At 63.2% G+C, this 16,514-nt stretch carries 14 protein-coding genes and 1 other RNA gene; 9 read left to right on the top strand and 6 right to left on the bottom strand.

Annotation, left to right across the window (positions count from 1 at the left end; translation table 11 throughout):
- Positions 1-4: 4 nt before the first annotated feature.
- Positions 5-1,225, top strand: a complete 1,221-nt coding sequence (locus X750_RS157475) for an alanine racemase (protein ID WP_023668250.1) — start codon at positions 5-7, stop codon at positions 1,223-1,225.
- A gap of 213 nt (positions 1,226-1,438) precedes the next feature.
- Here the strand turns inward: X750_RS157475 and X750_RS157485 are convergent, their stop codons facing one another.
- Complete coding sequence (locus X750_RS157485) at positions 1,439-2,668, bottom strand: lytic murein transglycosylase (RefSeq protein ID WP_023746924.1); 1,230 nt, start codon at positions 2,666-2,668, stop codon at positions 1,439-1,441.
- Between the two features lie 32 nt (positions 2,669-2,700).
- Positions 2,701-3,423 (bottom strand): glycoside hydrolase family 25 protein, encoded by a 723-nt coding sequence (locus X750_RS157490; RefSeq protein WP_245259982.1) that lies wholly within the window; start codon positions 3,421-3,423, stop codon positions 2,701-2,703.
- A 358-nt stretch (positions 3,424-3,781) separates the two neighbouring features.
- Here X750_RS157490 and X750_RS157495 point away from each other — a divergent pair, with 358 nt between their 5' ends.
- Positions 3,782-5,161 carry a serine hydrolase gene (locus tag X750_RS157495; RefSeq protein ID WP_023746923.1) on the top strand — a complete coding sequence of 460 codons (1,380 nt, stop codon included), beginning with the start codon at positions 3,782-3,784 and terminating at the stop codon, positions 5,159-5,161.
- 6 nt (positions 5,162-5,167) lie between these two features.
- Here X750_RS157495 and X750_RS157500 read toward each other — a convergent pair whose 3' ends face one another.
- The 3 genes from X750_RS157500 to X750_RS23385 are packed head-to-tail and all read right to left on the bottom strand — an operon-like array spanning position 5,168 to position 11,215.
- Positions 5,168-5,932, bottom strand: a complete 765-nt coding sequence (locus tag X750_RS157500) for a class I SAM-dependent methyltransferase (protein ID WP_023746922.1) — start codon at positions 5,930-5,932, stop codon at positions 5,168-5,170.
- On the bottom strand, positions 5,929-7,227 hold the full coding sequence (locus tag X750_RS157505) for a DUF3419 family protein (RefSeq protein ID WP_031242649.1): 1,299 nt from the start codon (positions 7,225-7,227) through the stop codon (positions 5,929-5,931). The genes X750_RS157500 and X750_RS157505 overlap by 4 nt, the downstream gene beginning before the upstream one ends.
- A gap of 31 nt (positions 7,228-7,258) precedes the next feature.
- On the bottom strand, positions 7,259-11,215 hold the full coding sequence (locus X750_RS23385; protein WP_023746920.1) for a hydantoinase B/oxoprolinase family protein: 3,957 nt from the start codon (positions 11,213-11,215) through the stop codon (positions 7,259-7,261).
- A gap of 177 nt (positions 11,216-11,392) precedes the next feature.
- Here X750_RS23385 and X750_RS157510 point away from each other — a divergent pair, with 177 nt between their 5' ends.
- The 7 genes from X750_RS157510 to X750_RS157535 all read left to right on the top strand — a co-directional run bounded on the left by X750_RS157510 (position 11,393) and on the right by X750_RS157535 (position 15,374).
- Entirely contained in the window at positions 11,393-11,590 is a 198-nt protein-coding gene (locus X750_RS157510) for a hypothetical protein (protein WP_023668260.1), read from the top strand.
- Positions 11,591-11,798: 208 nt separating this feature from the next.
- Entirely contained in the window at positions 11,799-12,518 is a 720-nt protein-coding gene (locus X750_RS157515) for a DnaJ family molecular chaperone (protein WP_023705557.1), read from the top strand.
- The gene (locus X750_RS157520) at positions 12,515-13,282 is read left to right on the top strand and encodes an N-acetylmuramoyl-L-alanine amidase (protein ID WP_023746919.1); all 768 of its coding nucleotides are present in this window, start codon (positions 12,515-12,517) and stop codon (positions 13,280-13,282) included. Before X750_RS157515 ends, X750_RS157520 begins: the two co-directional genes overlap by 4 nt.
- Positions 13,283-13,466: 184 nt before the next feature.
- Positions 13,467-14,171 (top strand): transglycosylase SLT domain-containing protein, encoded by a 705-nt coding sequence (locus tag X750_RS157525; protein ID WP_023705555.1) that lies wholly within the window; start codon positions 13,467-13,469, stop codon positions 14,169-14,171.
- Positions 14,172-14,221: 50 nt separating this feature from the next.
- An RNA gene (rnpB, locus tag X750_RS1000000163630) (RNase P RNA component class A) lies at positions 14,222-14,619 on the top strand.
- Positions 14,620-14,799: 180 nt separating this feature from the next.
- Entirely contained in the window at positions 14,800-15,084 is a 285-nt protein-coding gene (locus X750_RS157530) for a type II toxin-antitoxin system ParD family antitoxin (protein WP_023688026.1), read from the top strand.
- Positions 15,081-15,374, top strand: a complete 294-nt coding sequence (locus tag X750_RS157535) for a type II toxin-antitoxin system RelE/ParE family toxin (RefSeq protein WP_023668265.1) — start codon at positions 15,081-15,083, stop codon at positions 15,372-15,374. The genes X750_RS157530 and X750_RS157535 overlap by 4 nt, the downstream gene beginning before the upstream one ends.
- Positions 15,375-15,382: 8 nt before the next feature.
- On the opposite strand, the gene X750_RS157540 is transcribed toward X750_RS157535, so the two are convergent.
- The gene (locus X750_RS157540) at positions 15,383-16,498 is read right to left on the bottom strand and encodes a cystathionine gamma-lyase (RefSeq protein ID WP_023705554.1); all 1,116 of its coding nucleotides are present in this window, start codon (positions 16,496-16,498) and stop codon (positions 15,383-15,385) included.
- Positions 16,499-16,514 lie beyond the last annotated feature (16 nt).

Raw genomic sequence — 16,514 nt, 5'->3', positions numbered from 1 at the left:
GTCCATGCAGCGATTCGAGAATGCCCGCGAGGCGGCGCTGGCGCTTCGGCCGGACGATCCGGTCTACTGCTTTCGCCCGCAGGTGCTGAAGGCGGATGCCAAACAGTTCATGGGCATGTTTCCCGGCAAGACAGCCTACGCAGTCAAGACCAATGGCGAGCAGATCGTGCTGAAGGCGCTGGTCGAAGCCGGCGTCACCGCCTTCGATGTGGCCTCGCCCGGCGAGTTCGCCGCAGTGCGCGCCGTCTCACCCGACGCCGAGATGCTCTACATGCATCCGGTCAAGGCGCAGTCGGACATCAAGCTTGCGCTGGAAAAATACGCCATCCGCGTCATTTCGCTCGACCATGAGGACGAGATCACCAAGCTGACGCGGGTGGTGCGGGCGCTTGACATCGATCCGGGCTCCATCAGCGTGTTCGTGCGAATCCAGACCAAGGGTTCGGCGGCCTATGAACTGTCGAAGAAATTCGGCGCCGGGCCGGCCTATGCGGTGGAACTCGCCGAGCGGCTCAACCGCACCGGCTACAAGGTCGGCCTATGCTTCCATGTCGGCAGCCAGATCGAGGATCCCGACACCTATGAACGGGCGCTGGCCTCCGCCGATTGGGTGCGCAACCGGCTGACCTTCGACATTGCGGGGCTCGATGTCGGCGGCGGCTTTCCCGCCGAGTACGGCCATGACCCCAATCGCAAGCAGATCGAGATGCCGTCGCTCGGCCAGATCATGTCGCGGCTGTCGGGCGACCTCAGGGAATACCAGTTCGACCAGATCCCGTTGGTGGCCGAGCCCGGCCGGGTGATCGTGGCGCGCTGCCTCTCGCTGATCGTGCGGGTGCTGCTGCGCAAGGGCAAGCGGCTCTACATCAATGACGGCATCTGGGCGTCGCTGTCGGATTCTTGGACCGGCAAGATCACACTGCCGGCCCGCTTCATCCCCGATCCGGCGATCCGCTCGCGCAATGGCGAGGAGAAGAACATCGTGCCGTTCAAGGTCTGCGGCGCGACCTGCGATTCCGTCGACATCCTGTCGCGGCCGTTCTGGCTGCCGGAAACCGTCGACACCGGCGACTGGATCGAGATCGGCCATATCGGTGCCTATTCGCTGTCGCTGAGAACCCGCTTCAACGGCTTTTATCCCGATACCTTCGTCGAGGTGACGACACCCTTCGATGAAGGCGATGCGCCGCAGGGATTCGCGAGTTTGGAGACGATGGCGGATTAGGTTTCTTCCTTCTCCGCTTCAGCGGACGAAAAGCCAATTGCTTGGCTTTTCGAGCCTTCGACGCCCTGAGCTATGCGAAGGGCCGGGGTGGTGGCCGATCCACCTGCCGGGTCCCGCTGCTTCGCAGCGTCCCGGCGTTCGCCAGCCTTCATGCCGATGAATTCGCTCCGCGAAACCGGCTGCTCACCCCACAAGGGGAGAAGGCAAGGAGCGCTACAGTTTCCCCAAAAGCTCCGGCGTCGGCCAGCCGTCTACCGGCATGCCGAGCCGCATCTGTTCCTTGCGGATGGCTTCGCGGGTGTTGGTGCCCAGAATGCCGTCGACGGTGCCGACGTCATAGCCCCTGGCTTCGAGCTTGGTCTGCAATTCCTTCATCTGGTCGCCATTGAGCCCGGTTTCGGGATTGCGCGGGTCGAACTGCTTTGCCCCGGCCAGCCGGCTGGCGAAGTTGGCGGCGGTTAGCGCGTAGGTGAAGGACTGGTTCCATTCGAGATAGACGTCGAAATTGTCGTAGGCGAGGAAGGCCGGACCTTTGCGGCCCATCGGCAGCGCCAGGCCGGCCTTCAGGCCATTGTCGATCAGCGGCGTGCCATCGGGATTGGTGACGCCCCAGGCGGCCCATTGCGACAGCGGCAACTTGTTGGTGCGGCCGGTCTGCTCCCAGGGCATGTCCTCGGGCACGCGCACTTCCTCGATCCAGGGCTGGTCGCGTTTCCAGCCGCGCGACAGCACCTTGTTGGCCGTGGTCATGATCACGTCGGGTACGCTGCGCCTGAGGTCGACGATGCCGTCGCCGTCGCCGTCGACTCCGCGCGCGAGATAATCGGAAGGCAGGATCTGGGTCTGGCCGATCTCGCCGGCCCAGGCGCCGGTGACGTCGGCCGGAACGACGCCGCGATCGATCAGCGTCAACAGCGGCACCAGTTGCGGCCGAAACAGCTGCGGGCGGCGGCAGTCATGCGACAGCGTCACCAAGGCGCTCAGCGTGTGGAAATCGCCCTGTACGGCGCCGAAATCGGTCTCCAGCCCCCAGAAGGCGGTGATGATCGGCGCCTGGACACCGAACTGCTGGTCGGCGCGCGCAAAGATTTCGGCGTATTTCTTCAGGTTGGCCGCGCCCTGCTTCAGCCGGTAGGCCGAGATCATGCGGTTGGAGAACTGGATGAAGGTCTGGGCGAAGACGCCCTGGGCGCGGTCACGCGCCAGCACCTTGTCGTCGATGGCGGCGGCTTCCAGCGCGTCAAGGCCGACAGCGCCGACACCGGCCGCCTTGGCTTCCGCCGCCACGCCTTGCTTCCAGGTTTCGAAGTCGCCGCCGCATTCCTGCGCCGCCGCCGGCACGACCGCGGCGCCGAGCAGCAGGGCCGCGAGCAGCCCGGAGCGCAGGCGGCTCTTCGACTGTTTCCGGCGTGGATATCCCAGTGGTTGCAGGTAGGTGCGCATGGGACGTCGAAAAGCAGGCGGCAGAGCCGGTGTCAACGGGTGTTCTGCCGCAGCCACTTTTTCCAGGCTGCCTCAGTGCCGTTGAAGACGTTGATATCGGACTTGCCGGTCATGCCGGGAACGATACCGGTTCCGGTGTATTGCCAGAAGGTGAAAGGGTGGCTGCCGTACTTCTGGCGGGGGTGGCCGGCCACCGAGCGCAGCCAGTAGGGATAGCCGCGGAAGGTCGAAAGGTCGTTATCGTCGAAGAAGTCGACCGAGGTGTAGATGATCGGCTTCTTGCCATAGTGCCGCTCGATCATCTCGAGAAAGGTGGTCATTTCGGCCCGCACCGTCGCCGAATCCGGGCGCAGCCGGCAGGTCGGCGATTGCGGGTTCCACTCCATGTCGAGCACCGGCGGCATGGCCGAGCGGTCGACGGGCACGTTCTGGATGAACCAGCGCGCCTGGGTGGCGGCCGGCGTGCAGAAATAGAAGAAATGGTAGGCCGCGCGCGGAATGCCATTGGCCTTGGTGCGCGACCAATGCTCGTTGAAATACTCGTCGAAACGGTCGCCGCCCTCGGTCGCCTTGATGAAGGCGAAGGAGATGCCACTGGCCTTGGCCGTCGGCCAGTCGACCGAGGTCTGGTATTTGGAGACGTCGGTGCCGTGAACGGCATAGTTCCAAGGAGCCCCGCTATCCCATTCATGCGGCTTGGAATCTTCGAAACGCGGTGCGCGCACGGCAACCGTCGGGCTGCTGGATGGCGACATCGAGGGCACGAGATCGCCGGCGGTCGAGCAGGCGGCCAGCAGCGTCAACGTGATGAGGGCCGCGAAACGGCGCATCGCATTTCCCGAGCCGGAATCAGCCGGTCGCTGTTGGGTTGTCGTTGCAGGTGCCCCTCAGGCGATCGCCCCACAGCATCGCCTGATACGCTATTTTCGTGCATGTCGTTGTTCCAAAACCGCTGCGCACTTTTGGGCGACATGCACCAGTGATCGCCGATCATGGTTGATAACAGGTTGACGGCGCTCGACAAGAACACCGATTTTGCGGAAGCAATGGCGGCAAATCGATGACATAAATCGGGCCGCAAGCCACGGGCAGCGGAAAAGCAGGGACGGAAAGATGCGGATCGCCCTGAAGATCATCAAATGGCTGCTCGGCCTGGTCGTGCTGGCGATAGCCGCGCTGTTTGCCTGGCTCTACATCGCTCCGCCCGACCTGATCCGCGTCGGTTCCGGCTATTCCGCCAAGATCGTCTGCTCGAATGTTTTTATCGCCGGCCGTGATCCCAATGAGGTGCTTGCCATCGACGTGCAGGCGCCCGGCCATCCGCTGCTCAGGCTGATGAAGGTGTCGGTCGACAAGAACAGGGGGACCGTCTCGGCCGGGCTGCTTGGCTTCCTCGGCAAGAGCGTTGCCGTTGCGCGCGCCGGCCTGGGTTGCGCCTCGGTTCCCGATGGCGACGTCGGCAAGGCACGGCGCACGTCAATCCCTGCCGAGGCGTCGGCGGCCACCAAGGGCGATCTGTGGCCCGAGGGAGATCGAGTCGATGCCTCGCAAAATCCCGAAATCAACAAGATCCTCGACGGTGCGGCGATGACCGGCATCGGCATGCGCGCCGTGGTGGTGGTCAAAAATGGCCGCATTGTTGCGGAGCGTTATGGCGACGGCTTTTCGGCGAAAACGCCGCTGCTGGGCTGGTCGATGACCAAGACAGTCAACGCCGCGCTCGTCGGCACGCTGGTCAAGGACGGCAAGATGGCGGTGACCAATCAGGGCCTGTTCGGCTCATGGAAGGCGGACGGCCGCGCCGCCATCAGCCTTGCCGATATGATGGCGATGTCGAGCGGACTCGAGTTCAACGAGGATTATGGCGACGTTGCCGATGTGACGCGCATGCTCTACCTCGAACCGGATATGGCGGGCTTCGCCGAGGCCAAGCCGCTGACCGGCGACGTCGGCAAGGTCTTTTCCTATTCGAGCGGCACGGCGGTGATGCTGTCGCGGCTGTGGCAGGATGCAATCGGCGACAAGGACAAGGCGCTGATGTGGCCAAGGACAGCGCTGTTCGGGCCGCTCGGCATGCAAAGCGCGGTGCTCGAAACCGACGAGGAGGGTACCTTTGTCGGCTCATCCTACCTCTATGCCACGGGGCATGACTGGGCGCGGTTCGGCCAATTCCTGCTGCAGGGCGGCGTCTGGAACGGCAACCAGATCCTGCCGGCCGGTTTCGTCGACTGGATGCGCGAACCGGCACCGGCCTCGAAAGTCTACGGCAAGGGGCAACTTTGGATCGAAGCCCCGGGGGACGAAGGAAATCCCGGCGCCGGCGTCGCCGCCGGCCTGCCCAACGATACCTACTGGATGGAGGGCCATGACGGCCAGACGGTCGCCATCATCCCGTCGGAGCAACTGGTGGTGGTGCGGCTGGGGTTGACGCCGGCCAAGCTCGGCTACCGGCCGCAGGTGGTGGTCGGCGCGCTGATGAAGGCACTGCGCTAGCTCCCTTTACCCTCCCCTTGATGGCGAGGGTCGGCGCTTAGCGCCGGGGCGGGGTGCCTGGCCACCCGCGCCTTCGGCGCGACCTCCCCCATCGAGGGGGAGGTAAGAGTGCGCGATCTTGACGACCGCCAGCCAGGCATAGCCGCGATAAAGGGCGCGGAAACAGAAGCTTGCGCCGGTTCGCCGAGATTCCGATTCCAAGACTTCGCGCAATGATTCACGTGGCGTGACATGGAATTTCTTGAGCCAGCCGCGCAGCAATGTCCGGAACCAGTTGGGCAAGCCTTCCTGCTGGCCGAAATCGACGACATGCAGCGAGCCGCCGGGCGCGAGTGCCGCAAGGGCTGCCGAAACCGTCTTTTCCCAACCGGGGATCATCGACAGCGAATAGGACACGAAGATGCGGTCGAAGCGCTCGACGCCGAACAGCGTCTTGGCGTCGAAATCGGTGGCGTCGCCGCGCGCCAGCACGGCGCGGCCGGACAGGCCGTCGCGGCCGATCGCCTTGCTCGCCGTCTCCAGCATCTCGGCCGAGATGTCGAGGCCGTAGAGGCGGGCGTCGGGATAGCGGCGGGCGGCAAGCGCGATGTTGCGGCCGGTGCCGCAGCCAAGTTCGAGCACTCTGCCATTCGCCGGCACATCCAGCCCGACTATCATCTGGTCGCGGCCAAGCAGATAGTATTTGCGGGTCAGGTCGTAGATATGGCGTTGCCAGCGATAGACGCCGTCCATCAGTTCGGCATGGTCGGCCGGCAGCTCGCTCGCGCTCATGCCGCGCGCTTCACATAGAGGTGGAAGCCGCCATAGATGGCCGAGCGGTCGCGGGCCGAACAGTCGCGCGAGGCCTCGTCCTCGTAGGTCCACTGGTCGAGCAGCGAGATCGAGACGCGGCCCGGCAGCAGGCTGGGCTCGGCGGCGGTACGGAAGATGGCTCGGGCGCCGACCGAGGCGGTGCGGGTGATCTCCGACCAAAGGGCATTGAGCTGGTCGTTCGTCATCCAGTCCTGCGCGTCGAGCAGGACGAAACGGTCGACGGTGCCTGCGTCCTTGCCGGCCAGAAATTCGATCAGATTGGCGTGGTGGATGCCGACGCGATCGACATTGTTGCGGATCGCCTTGTAGTTGGCCTCTTCTAGATAGGCGGGCAGGGCGGCCTCACCCGGATTGGGATAGCGACGGGCGAAGGCTTGCCAAGCGAAGTAGTTGTTCTTCAGCGGAAAATCGCAAGCGAGCTTTTCCAGCCGGGCCTTCAGCACGCTGGCCATCGAACCATCGCCCGAGGTGATCAGCGAATCGTACTGCGCCGGCGGAATGCCGAGGCCGAACAGCGAAGCCTTGCGCGAGGTAGCCCAGCGCAACAGCTTCTTGTCGAAGACCGGCGCCAGCTCTTCGTTGAAGAAGCGGCGCTGGTCGGCGAGGCTCTTCGACGCCATGATACCGGCGGGATCGACGCCGAAGAATTTGGCGATGCGGTGGCCCATGGCGATGAACAGGCCGAGCAGGCCGGTCTGGTAGAAATTGCGGTCGAAGACGGTGATGCGCCGGCGGCCGCGCCAGCTGCGACGCTCCCAATAGTGGCGGCTGACCGGGTCGAGATGCGGCGCGATGAAGCGGTCATAGGCTTGCGAATTGTGGTTGGTGTCGGCGGCGCCGAAGAAACGGAACAGATCGCCCTGCGAGGGCAGATGCCGCACCGCCTCCAGCTTCATCCGGTTCAAGGCGATGTGGGCGGCGTTGAGGTCGACCGCATCGACGCGTTCAGGCGAGCGGGTGAGGTAGGCGAGGATGTTGCAGCCGCCCGACGCTATGGTGACGACGCGGTGGCCCTGGCCAAGCTGCATGGCCTCCATGTCGACTTCAGGGTCTTCCCAGATCTGCGGATAGACAAGGCCGGAAAACAGCAGCGCAAACAGTCGTTCGGAAAGGCCGGCCTGCGAAAGCGGGCGGTTCTGGTAGACGGCCTTTCCAACTTCCTTGCCGCGGCGAAAAACGAGATCCGAGGAGACGTCCGTCATGGCAAAGTGATTCCCCATTTGCTTTGCCGCAAGCGGGTAACTCAGGGGCATGACAGGCGGGTGACAGGCTGTTGACGCGAGTTCAGGCCTTGCCAAATCCCCCCGGCGTCGGCGTTGTCAGGATGACGGCGTCGCCGGCGTCGAGCACGGTCTGGTCGCAGGCCTTCAGCGTCTCGACGCTGCCGTCGTTGCGGCGGACCTTGGTCGAGCCGACCTCGCCGTCACTGCCGCCATCGAGGCCTTGCGGCGGGCGGTTGCGGTGCGAGGACAGGATGGCGCATTCCATCTTTTCGAGGAAACGGATCGTCCGCCTGGTGCCGTCGCCGGCGCTCCATTTGCCTTTGCCGCCGGAGCCATCGCGAATGTGGAAATCCTCGAGCAAAACGGGAAAGCGCAATTCCAGCACCTCCGGGTCGGTCAGGCGCGAATTGGTCATGTGGGTGTGGACGCCGGATGTCCCGGCAAAGCCGCGGCCGGAGTTCATCCGGCCTGCCGGCGAGCCGGAGCAGATGGTCTCGTAATACTGGTACTGCTTGTTGCCGAAGGTCAGGTTGTTCATCGTGCCTTGCGCATTGGCCATGGCACCCATGGCGCCGAACAGGGCGTTGGTGACATGCTGCGAGGTCTCGACATTGCCGGCGACGACGGCGGCGGGGTAGGCGGGCTTCAGCATCGAGCCGTCGGGGATGATGATGTTGATCGGCCGCAGGCAGCCGGCATTCATCGGGATCATGTCCTCGACCATGACACGGAAGGCATAGAGCACGGCTGCGCGGGCGACGGGCTCGGGCGCATTGAAATTGTTCTTCTCGACCTTCGACGTGCCGGTGAAGTCGACGGTCGCCTCGCGCTTTTGCCGATCGACGGTAATCTTCACCTTGATCACCTGGCCGGTGTCGGTCGGGTATTCGTACTCAGAACTATCGGGCAGCCGCTCCAGCACGCGGCGCACGCTTTCGGCGGCGTTGTCCTGGACATGACCCATATAGGCTTCGACGACGTCGAGGCCGAAATGGGTGACCATCTTGCGCAATTCCGCCACGCCCTTTTCGTTGGCGGCGATCTGCGCCTTTAGGTCGGCGATGTTCTGATGCGGGTTGCGGGCGGGATAGGGGTGGTCGGTGAGCAGCGTTTGCAACTCCGCCTCGCGGAATTTTCCACGATCGACAACCCGGAAATTGTCGAACAGCACGCCTTCCTCGTCGACCGTGGTGGCAAGCGGCGTCATCGAGCCCGGTGCCGTGCCGCCAATATCGGCATGATGGCCGCGTGAGGCTACGTAGAAGATTACTTCCTCCCCCCTTGAGGGGGAGGTGGCGGCGGAGCCGCCGGAGGGGGTCGTTGCGGCAGTGCTCGACGCTCTTGTGGTGCCTTCTGAGAGGACCCCACCCGGCCGCTGCGCGGCCACCCTCCCCTCAAGGGGGAGGGAAAACACCGGCGTCACCACGGTGATATCAGGCAAATGCGTGCCGCCATTGTAAGGGGCGTTCAGCGCAAAGACGTCGCCGGGATGGATGTCGCCGGAGTTCAGCCGGATGATGGTTTCGACCGAGCGGTCCATGGAGCCGAGATGCACCGGCATGTGCGGCGCGTTGGCGACCAGCGCGCCGTGGCGGTCGAAGACGGCGCAGGAGAAATCCAGCCTTTCCTTGATGTTGACGGAATAGGCGGTGTTCTGCAGCGTAACGCCCATCTGTTCGGCGATCGACATGAAGAGGTTGTTGAAGACCTCCAGCATCACCGGATCGGCTTCGGTACCGAGGGCAGCCGTGCGAACTTTCCGTTCGGTGCGGCGGATGACGACGTGATTGAGGTTGGTGATTTCGGCCCGCCAGCCCGGCTCGACGACGATGGTCTGGTTCGGCTCGATGATCAAAGCGGGGCCTGCGACCAGGTTGGATGGGCGCAGATTTTCGCGACGATGGATGCCGGCTTCGAGCCACCGGCCCTCGGTGTAGATGCGCCGCGTTCCAGACGCGCTGGCCTCAGCCCTTGCCGGTCCGGCGGGAGCATAGGCTTCGGCCCTGGTCTCGACGATCTCGGCGCCTTCCACGGCAACGGTCTCGACGATCATCGGCTTGTCGTCATAGACGAAACCGAACTGCGCCTTGTGGGCCAATTCGAAATCGCGCCTGGCCTGGAAGATAGAGTCCTGTTCGAAATTCACCGGCAGCGTGGTGTCGGTGCCGTCATAGCGGATGTGCAGCACCGGCTTTGCCGCAATCTTGTCCTCGGCGATGCCTTGCGCTGCCAATTCGGCGATGACGGCTTTTTTCAACGTGCCGATGAGGCTGGCGATCTCGGTCCTGGATTCTTCGGCAAGCGGCTTCAGGAGTGCCTGCTGGCGCGACGCGAAAACCGACGACAGGCCGATACCATAGGCTGAGAGCAGACCGGAGAAGGGGTGGATCAGTACCGCCTCCATGCCGAGCGCGTCGGCAACCAGGCAGGCATGCTGGCCGCCGGCGCCGCCAAAACAGTTCAAGAGATATTCGGTGACATCGTAGCCGCGCTGCACGGAAATCTTCTTGATGGCGTTTGCCATGTTTTCCACCGCGATGGTAACGAACCCTTCGGCGACGGCTTCCGGCGTGCGGCCATCGCCGATTTCGGCGGCCAGCGCAGCGAATTTTTTATGCACGGCGGCGACGTCCAGCGGCTGGTCCTGGCCGGGTCCGAAAATCGCCGGAAAGAAATCGGGCTGCAGCTTGCCCAGCATGACATTGGCGTCGGTGACGGCAAGCGGGCCGCCGCGCCGGTAGGCGGCGGGGCCGGGATTGGCGCCGGCGGAATCCGGGCCGGCGCGGAAACGGCCGGCTTCGTAATGCAGGATCGAGCCGCCGCCGGCAGCGACGGTATGGATGCGCATCATCGGCGCACGGATGCGCACCCCGGCAACCTCGGTGTCGAAGGCGCGCTCATACTCGCCGTCAAAATGGGCGACATCGGTGGAGGTGCCGCCCATGTCGAAGCCGATGACTTTCTCGAAACCGGCGAGTTTCGCCGTTTCGACCATGCCGACGACACCGCCAGCCGGGCCGGACAGCAGCGCGTCCTTGCCCTGAAACATGTCGGCGGCGGTGAGCCCGCCCGACGACATCATGAACATCAGGCGAGGGTTTTCCCTCCCCCTCGAGGGGAGGGTGGCGGCGAAGCCGCCGGGTGGGGTTGGATCCGGGCTCAGCGCATTGGCGGTGCCTTCCGAGAGGACCCCCCCTGGCCGCTTTGCGGACTGCCCTTCGCTATGGCTCCGGGCGTTCGTCGCTGAAAAAGCCAAATCGTTGGCTTTTCCTCGGCCTTTGGCCGACCGCTCCTCACCCCCCACAAGTGGGGAGATTGGCGTCGCGCCCAGTTCTCCCGCCACCCTTTGCACATAGCGCGACAGGATCGGCGACAGATAAGCATCGACCACGGTAGTGTCGCCGCGGCCGACCAGCTTGATCAGCGGCGAGACCTCATGGCTGACCGAGACTTGGCTGAACCCGATCTTGCGGCAGACTTTCGCCACCGCCTTCTCGTGGTCGGGATATTTCCAGGCATGCATGAAGACGATGGCCGCCGCATCGATCCCGTCAGCCTTCGCCTGTTCGATGGCGGGGCGGCAGGCGGCGATGTCGAGCAAGCGCTCGACCTCGCCATTGGCGCGCACGCGTTCGTCGATCTCGATGACCCGCTCGTAGAGCTGTTCCGGAAGGATGATCTCCTTGGCGAAGATGTCTGGCCGCGCCTGATAGGCGATCTTCAGCGCATCGCGAAAGCCCTTGGTGATGAGCAAAAGCACACGGTCGCCCTTGCGCTCCAGCAGCGCATTCGTGGCAACGGTGGTACCCATCTTGACGTCACCGACCAGGCCCGGAGGAATAGCGGTGCCGGATTTCAGCCCCAGAAGCTCGCGGATGCCGGCTATGGCCGCGTCGGGATAGGCTTCGGGATTTTCCGACAGGAATTTCCTGGGATGCAAACCGCCTTGCGGATCACGTCCGATCACGTCGGTGAAGGTGCCGCCGCGGTCGATCCAAAAATCCCATTTCTTGTCCACGCAGAACTCCGGCATTGCATTTGGGTCCAGACTGTTAGTTCGGCATCGCCCGGCCCGCAATCGGTAGTGCGCGGATGTTACATCAGGAAACGCAACGTTACGAAACTCATGGCCGTTTGATGCATTTTGCCTTCGACCGTTCACCGCAACGTGAGCGTGTGTTGAAGGAGAGATGTCATGAAAAAGCTCATTCTTGCTTCCGTTTCCGCCCTGGCCCTGTTCGGCGTTGCCGCCTGCAGCGACAGCGGTACGGATAACACCACCACCCAGAGCACCAATCCGCCAGCCGCCGAGCCCATGAAGCCGGCGACGCCGGATGCACCGAAGCCTGCAGAACCGGCTCCGGCAACACCTGCTCCTGCCCCCGCGCAGTAGCAGCAGTCCCGGTCACTTTGACGTGACGAGAGAGGAGGCCGGCTCCGCGCCGGCCTTCCTGCGTTTAGGTCGATTCGGGGCTCAAGGGCCTTGAACCGGCTCTTTTCTACGGTTTGGGATCTGGCGCGTCGGTTGCTTGCGCAAATCGATCCACTCTGCGGCGCTGTCTTGGCTTGATAGCAATGGCCGGCGGCCCTAATAAGCGCTCATGTCGATTTGGGATCGCCTCGGCGACTTCATCAACCGCGTTTCATCTTCAGCCACGTCCGGTGTAGCCGATGTGGTCGAGGCCGTGCGCACGGTTTTCTCCGGTGACGCTGATCTGCGCCGGCGCGTCGCCTTCTCTGTGGCGATGATTGCGCTGTCGGCCAAGATGGCCAAGGCCGATGGCATCGTCACCCAGGACGAGGTTCGCGCGTTCCAGGAAATATTTGAGGTGCCGCGAGAACAGACCCGCAATGTGGCGCGGCTTTACGATCTGGCCAAGCGCGACGTCGCCGGGTTCGAGACCTATGCCGAGAGTATGGCGCAGATGTGCGGCTCGGGCCATTCGAACTGCGTCATGCTGGAAGACATACTCGACGGTCTGTTCCATATCGCCAAGGCGGACGGGCTGGTGCATGAGCGCGAAGGGATTTTCCTGCACCGTATTGCCGAGATTTTCCGCATCGACGAGGTGCACTACGAGGCCATCATGGCCAGGCACGTCAATCTCGGCGCCGGCGATCCCTATATCGTGCTCGGCATTGAGCGCGGCAAACCGTTCGAGGAGGTCAGGAAGCGATACCGCAAGCTGGTCTCCGACAATCATCCGGACCGGCTGATCGCGCGCGGCCTGCCGCAGGAATTCATCAAGATTGCAACGACCAGGGTCGCGGCGATCAACGCGGCCTATGAAATGATCGAGCGGGGCCTCAGGCACGCATGAGCGGCTTCCCGCCCGACGAGCCAAGCGCGGAGGTCAGGGTATCGCCGAATTTCGGCCCGCGGCGCGAAACGCTCAGGCCCGACATGATCGTGCTGCACTATACCGGCATGGCGACGGGTGCTGCCGCCGAAGCCTGGTTGTGCGACCCCGCAAGCGAAGTCTCGTCGCACTACCTCGTCCATGAGGATGGCCGCATCATCCAAATGGTGCGCGAAAGCGACCGCGCCTGGCACGCCGGTGCAAGTTCCTGGTTCGGTCGTCGCGACATCAACTCCTGTTCGGTCGGCATCGAAATCGTCAATCCCGGCCATTCGCTCGGCTATTCGGCCTTTCCCAAGCGGCAGGTGGAAGCGGTGATCGGGCTTTGCCTTGGTATCATCGAACGCCATTCCATTGCGGCGCAAAGGGTGCTTGCCCATTCCGACATCGCGCCGGGGCGCAAGATCGACCCGGGCGAGAAATTCCCCTGGAAGGCGCTGTTTGCGGCCGGGGTCGGCCATCTCGTGCCTGCGGCGCCGGTCCGGCGCGGCGCGGCGCTGAAAGCCGGCGATACCGGCGCCGATGTCGAGACACTGCAGTCGATGCTGGCGCTCTATGGCTATGGCGTCGAGATATCAGGTGTCTTCGACCGCCAGACCGAAATCGTCGTCGAAGCTTTTCAGCGGCATTTCCGACCGCGCCTGGTGGATGGTGTCGCCGACGGCTCTACGTCTAGCACGCTGCAAAGCCTGCTGACTTCCCTTACGTCAGTTGCCTCTAAATAATCTTTTTCTGATATTCAAGTTACAGCCTGTCACTGAAAGTGAATTGCCTCGCCTTGTTCGACACAAATTCCGCCCTCAAAGGCGGTTCGTGCAAGTTATCGGACCTCCAGCCCCCCGGATGCTCCGATATTGATTAGGCGTTGCTGCGTGAAGATCTTCGCGCGGCCAAACAGAACGGGACCACATGCAGAAATTGACCGTTGTAACGGCAGCTATTGCTGCCGGCGTAATGACTTTTACCTTCAGCACGGCCGATGCCGCACCACTGAGCCAGAGGGCAGACCAGGGCTTCATCGCCGCACCCGCCAAGGCCACCATGACGAAAGCAAACCCGAAAGCAAAAAGAGCAACCACCGCGAATGTGCGCAAAGCAGCCGTGGTGAAGGCCAGAAAAGCCACGGCCAAGAGGCATTTTAAGCGCAACAGGAAGAGCGTCGACCTGACGACGACCGCATCGATCCGCCCAAGCACCGCTGCGGAGTCGACTGCGGCAGCCGCGCTTGGCGACCAGTATTCGGCAATCATTGCCCGCTATGCTGCGGCCGAAGGCGTGCCGGTGTCGCTGGCCCAGGCGGTCATCAAGATCGAGAGCAACTACCGGCCGAACATCGTCGGCAGCGCGGGTGAAATCGGCCTGATGCAGATCAAGCCGGCAACGGCGCGGATGATGGGGTATAGCGGCTCGGCCAAGGGTCTATTCGATCCCGACACCAACATCAAATACGGCATGAAGTACCTTGCCATGGCGCGCAATCTCGGCGGCGGCACCACCTGCGGCACGATCCTGAAATACAATGCCGGCCATGCCGCGACGCGGATGAACCCGGTGTCGGCGGCCTATTGTGGCAAGGTCAAGGTGCAGTTGGCGGCATTGGGATCGCCGGCATAAGTCTGCTTTTTCATTTGCGTTTTGGAACGTGAACCCCTTTATACGCTCTGCCAGCTGGCCGGGCGGCCGCACCCGCAAAGCCGAAAGGCTGCGGGTGAGGAAAGTCCGGGCTCCATGGAGACACGGTGCCGGTTAATGGCCGGCGGGGGCGACCCCAGGGAAAGTGCCACAGAAAGCAAACCGCCACGATTTATCGGGGCAAGGGTGAAAGGGTGGGGTAAGAGCCCACCGCGCGACTGGCAACAGGAGCGGCACGGTAAACCCCACCGGGAGCAAGACCGAATAGGGACGGTGCGAGGGGAAACCTTCGAGGGCTGTTTCCGGCTCACCGTCCGGGTAGGTTGCGTGAGGCGCATGGCAACATGCGCCCAAGATGAATGGCCGCCACGTTCTCGCCCCGAAAGGGGCGAGGGCCATACAAAACCCGGCTTACAGGCCAGCTGGCAATTTCTCCCCCATATCGCGATTAATCCTTTGGATCAGCAGTCTGCGCCTTCGGGCGCAGCTGGCGATTCAGGTGCTTGAGCGATTGAATCAAGTACGCATGCTGGGGTCGAGACAAACGCATCCTTGAAGCTGGTACGATTTAATCGTACCATGATTGTCATGGTTTGATCAGGAGCGCATCATGGGTCACGTCGACAAACGCAGTATCACGCTTTCGCCGGAACTGGCGGCGGCGGTCGACGATGTCGTGGCCGCCGGCGAATATGCCTCGGCCAGCGAAGTCATCCGTGATGCGCTGCGGCAATGGAAAGACCGCCGCGATCTTCTCGGCTACACGGTCGAGGAATTGCGCAGGCTGGTTCAGGAGGGGATCGACAGCGGACCGGCGGTGGACGGCCAGCCCTTCATGGACCGGCTGCGAGCCAAATATCAGAGGATGTCGGAAGCTGCAGGCTCGGAAGAGTGAAATATCGGCTGCTTCCTCAGGCGATATCAGATGTCGAAGGCATCGGTGACTACATTGCGGAACATAGCCCAAAGGGAGCCATGCGCCTTGTGGACGCTTTGGAGAGGCGCTGGACACTGCTCACCTTGCACCCGTTCTCAGGTGCGCCGCGCGATGATATCGCGCCCGGCATTCGTCATCTGATCGTCGGCGAATATGTCACTCTGTATCGCATGGGCGAAGACGCGATCGAGATCGTCCGCGTTTTGCACGGCAGGCGCGATATTGGCGCCGACGACTTGGTGACCTAACCGCCAGCTCAGATGCCGATGTTGTCCAGCGATGCCTCGATCGCCTGCCAGAGTTCTTCCACCGGCTCGCAGCCCACCGACAGGCGCACGAAGCCGGGCGGAACCGAATCTCCTCGCTTGGCCCGCCGCTCGGCGGAGGTGTGGACACCCCCGAACGACGTTGCCGCCTGCATCAGCGTGCAGTTGTTGATGAAATCCTCGGCCTTTTCCTGGGAGAGGAGTTCGAAGGACATGAGGAAGCCGAAGCGCTCCATCTGCGCCCGGGCGAGGTTGTGCGACGGGTCGCCCTCCAGCCCGGGGTAGCGCAAGCCGCTAACGGCGCGATGGTTTTTCAGGCGCTTCGCGATCACCTCGGCAGAAGAACACATGCGGTCGAAGCGTACCTCCAGCGTCTCCAGGCCGCGATGCACCAGCCAAGCCTCGAACGGGCCGGGAATGCCGCCCGCGGTCTCGCGCCAGCCGGTGACGTCCGCGATGATGTCTGGATTGCGGCTGGCGACATGGCCGAACAGCACGTCGGAATGCCCGTTGGCCGCCTTGGTGTCGGCAGCAACGACGATGTCGGCGCCGAGATCGAGCGGGCGCTGGCCGAACGGCGTCATCGTGGTGTTGTCGACGACGACGATCGCACCCGCTTGGTGCGCGACTTCGGCGACGGCTGTGATGTCGCAAATGTCCAAGCGCGGATTTGACGGGGTTTCAACGTAGACAAGGCGGTAGCCGTCGAAGCCGCCGTCGAGGAATGTAGATGTCGGCCGCAGATCATAGGCGACGCCGAAGGGCTTGAGGAAACGTTCGGCCAGCGCGCGTGTGGCATGGTAGCCGTCCGAAGGCAAAAGCACGCGGTCGCCGGATTTCAACAGGCCGAAAAACACCGCCGAGATTGCCGCCATTCCGGATGGGAAGCTGACGCATGGCGCGTCTTCGAGATGCGCCAGCATGTGCTCGACTGCATCCCAGGTGGCGTTGCTGTAACGGCCGTACTGACTGTAGCCGGCGCCGTCGCCCGGGTTGTGGAAAATAGCGGCCATGGTCAGCGGCAATGGGATGGGGTCGCCTTTGGCAAGTCCGTCGCGCCGCAGATGGGCAAGGGAGGCCGCGCGGGACCTGGCTGTTTCGGGCATGGATTTCTGACCTTGT

The sequence above is a fragment of the Mesorhizobium sp. LNJC391B00 genome, assembly GCF_000502535.1.
In the GTDB taxonomy this organism is placed as follows: domain Bacteria; phylum Pseudomonadota; class Alphaproteobacteria; order Rhizobiales; family Rhizobiaceae; genus Mesorhizobium.
The sequence above is the reverse complement of the archived record's forward strand: the minus strand, read 5'-3'. Positions and strand labels throughout refer to the sequence as shown.

Coding starts and splice junctions, on each gene's coding strand:
- X750_RS157490 (WP_245259982.1), bottom strand. CDS start 3,423: ATGTCGCCATCCAGCAGCCCGACGGTTGCCGTGCGCGCACCGCGTTTC.
- X750_RS157495 (WP_023746923.1), top strand. CDS start 3,782: ATGCGGATCGCCCTGAAGATCATCAAATGGCTGCTCGGCCTGGTCGTG.
- X750_RS157500 (WP_023746922.1), bottom strand. CDS start 5,932: ATGAGCGCGAGCGAGCTGCCGGCCGACCATGCCGAACTGATGGACGGC.
- X750_RS157515 (WP_023705557.1), top strand. CDS start 11,799: ATGTCGATTTGGGATCGCCTCGGCGACTTCATCAACCGCGTTTCATCT.
- X750_RS157520 (WP_023746919.1), top strand. CDS start 12,515: ATGAGCGGCTTCCCGCCCGACGAGCCAAGCGCGGAGGTCAGGGTATCG.
- X750_RS157505 (WP_031242649.1), bottom strand. CDS start 7,227: ATGCCCCTGAGTTACCCGCTTGCGGCAAAGCAAATGGGGAATCACTTT.
- X750_RS157475 (WP_023668250.1), top strand. CDS start 5: ATGCAGCGATTCGAGAATGCCCGCGAGGCGGCGCTGGCGCTTCGGCCG.
- X750_RS157540 (WP_023705554.1), bottom strand. CDS start 16,498: ATGCCCGAAACAGCCAGGTCCCGCGCGGCCTCCCTTGCCCATCTGCGG.
- X750_RS157485 (WP_023746924.1), bottom strand. CDS start 2,668: ATGCGCACCTACCTGCAACCACTGGGATATCCACGCCGGAAACAGTCG.
- X750_RS157525 (WP_023705555.1), top strand. CDS start 13,467: ATGCAGAAATTGACCGTTGTAACGGCAGCTATTGCTGCCGGCGTAATG.
- X750_RS157530 (WP_023688026.1), top strand. CDS start 14,800: ATGGGTCACGTCGACAAACGCAGTATCACGCTTTCGCCGGAACTGGCG.
- X750_RS157510 (WP_023668260.1), top strand. CDS start 11,393: ATGAAAAAGCTCATTCTTGCTTCCGTTTCCGCCCTGGCCCTGTTCGGC.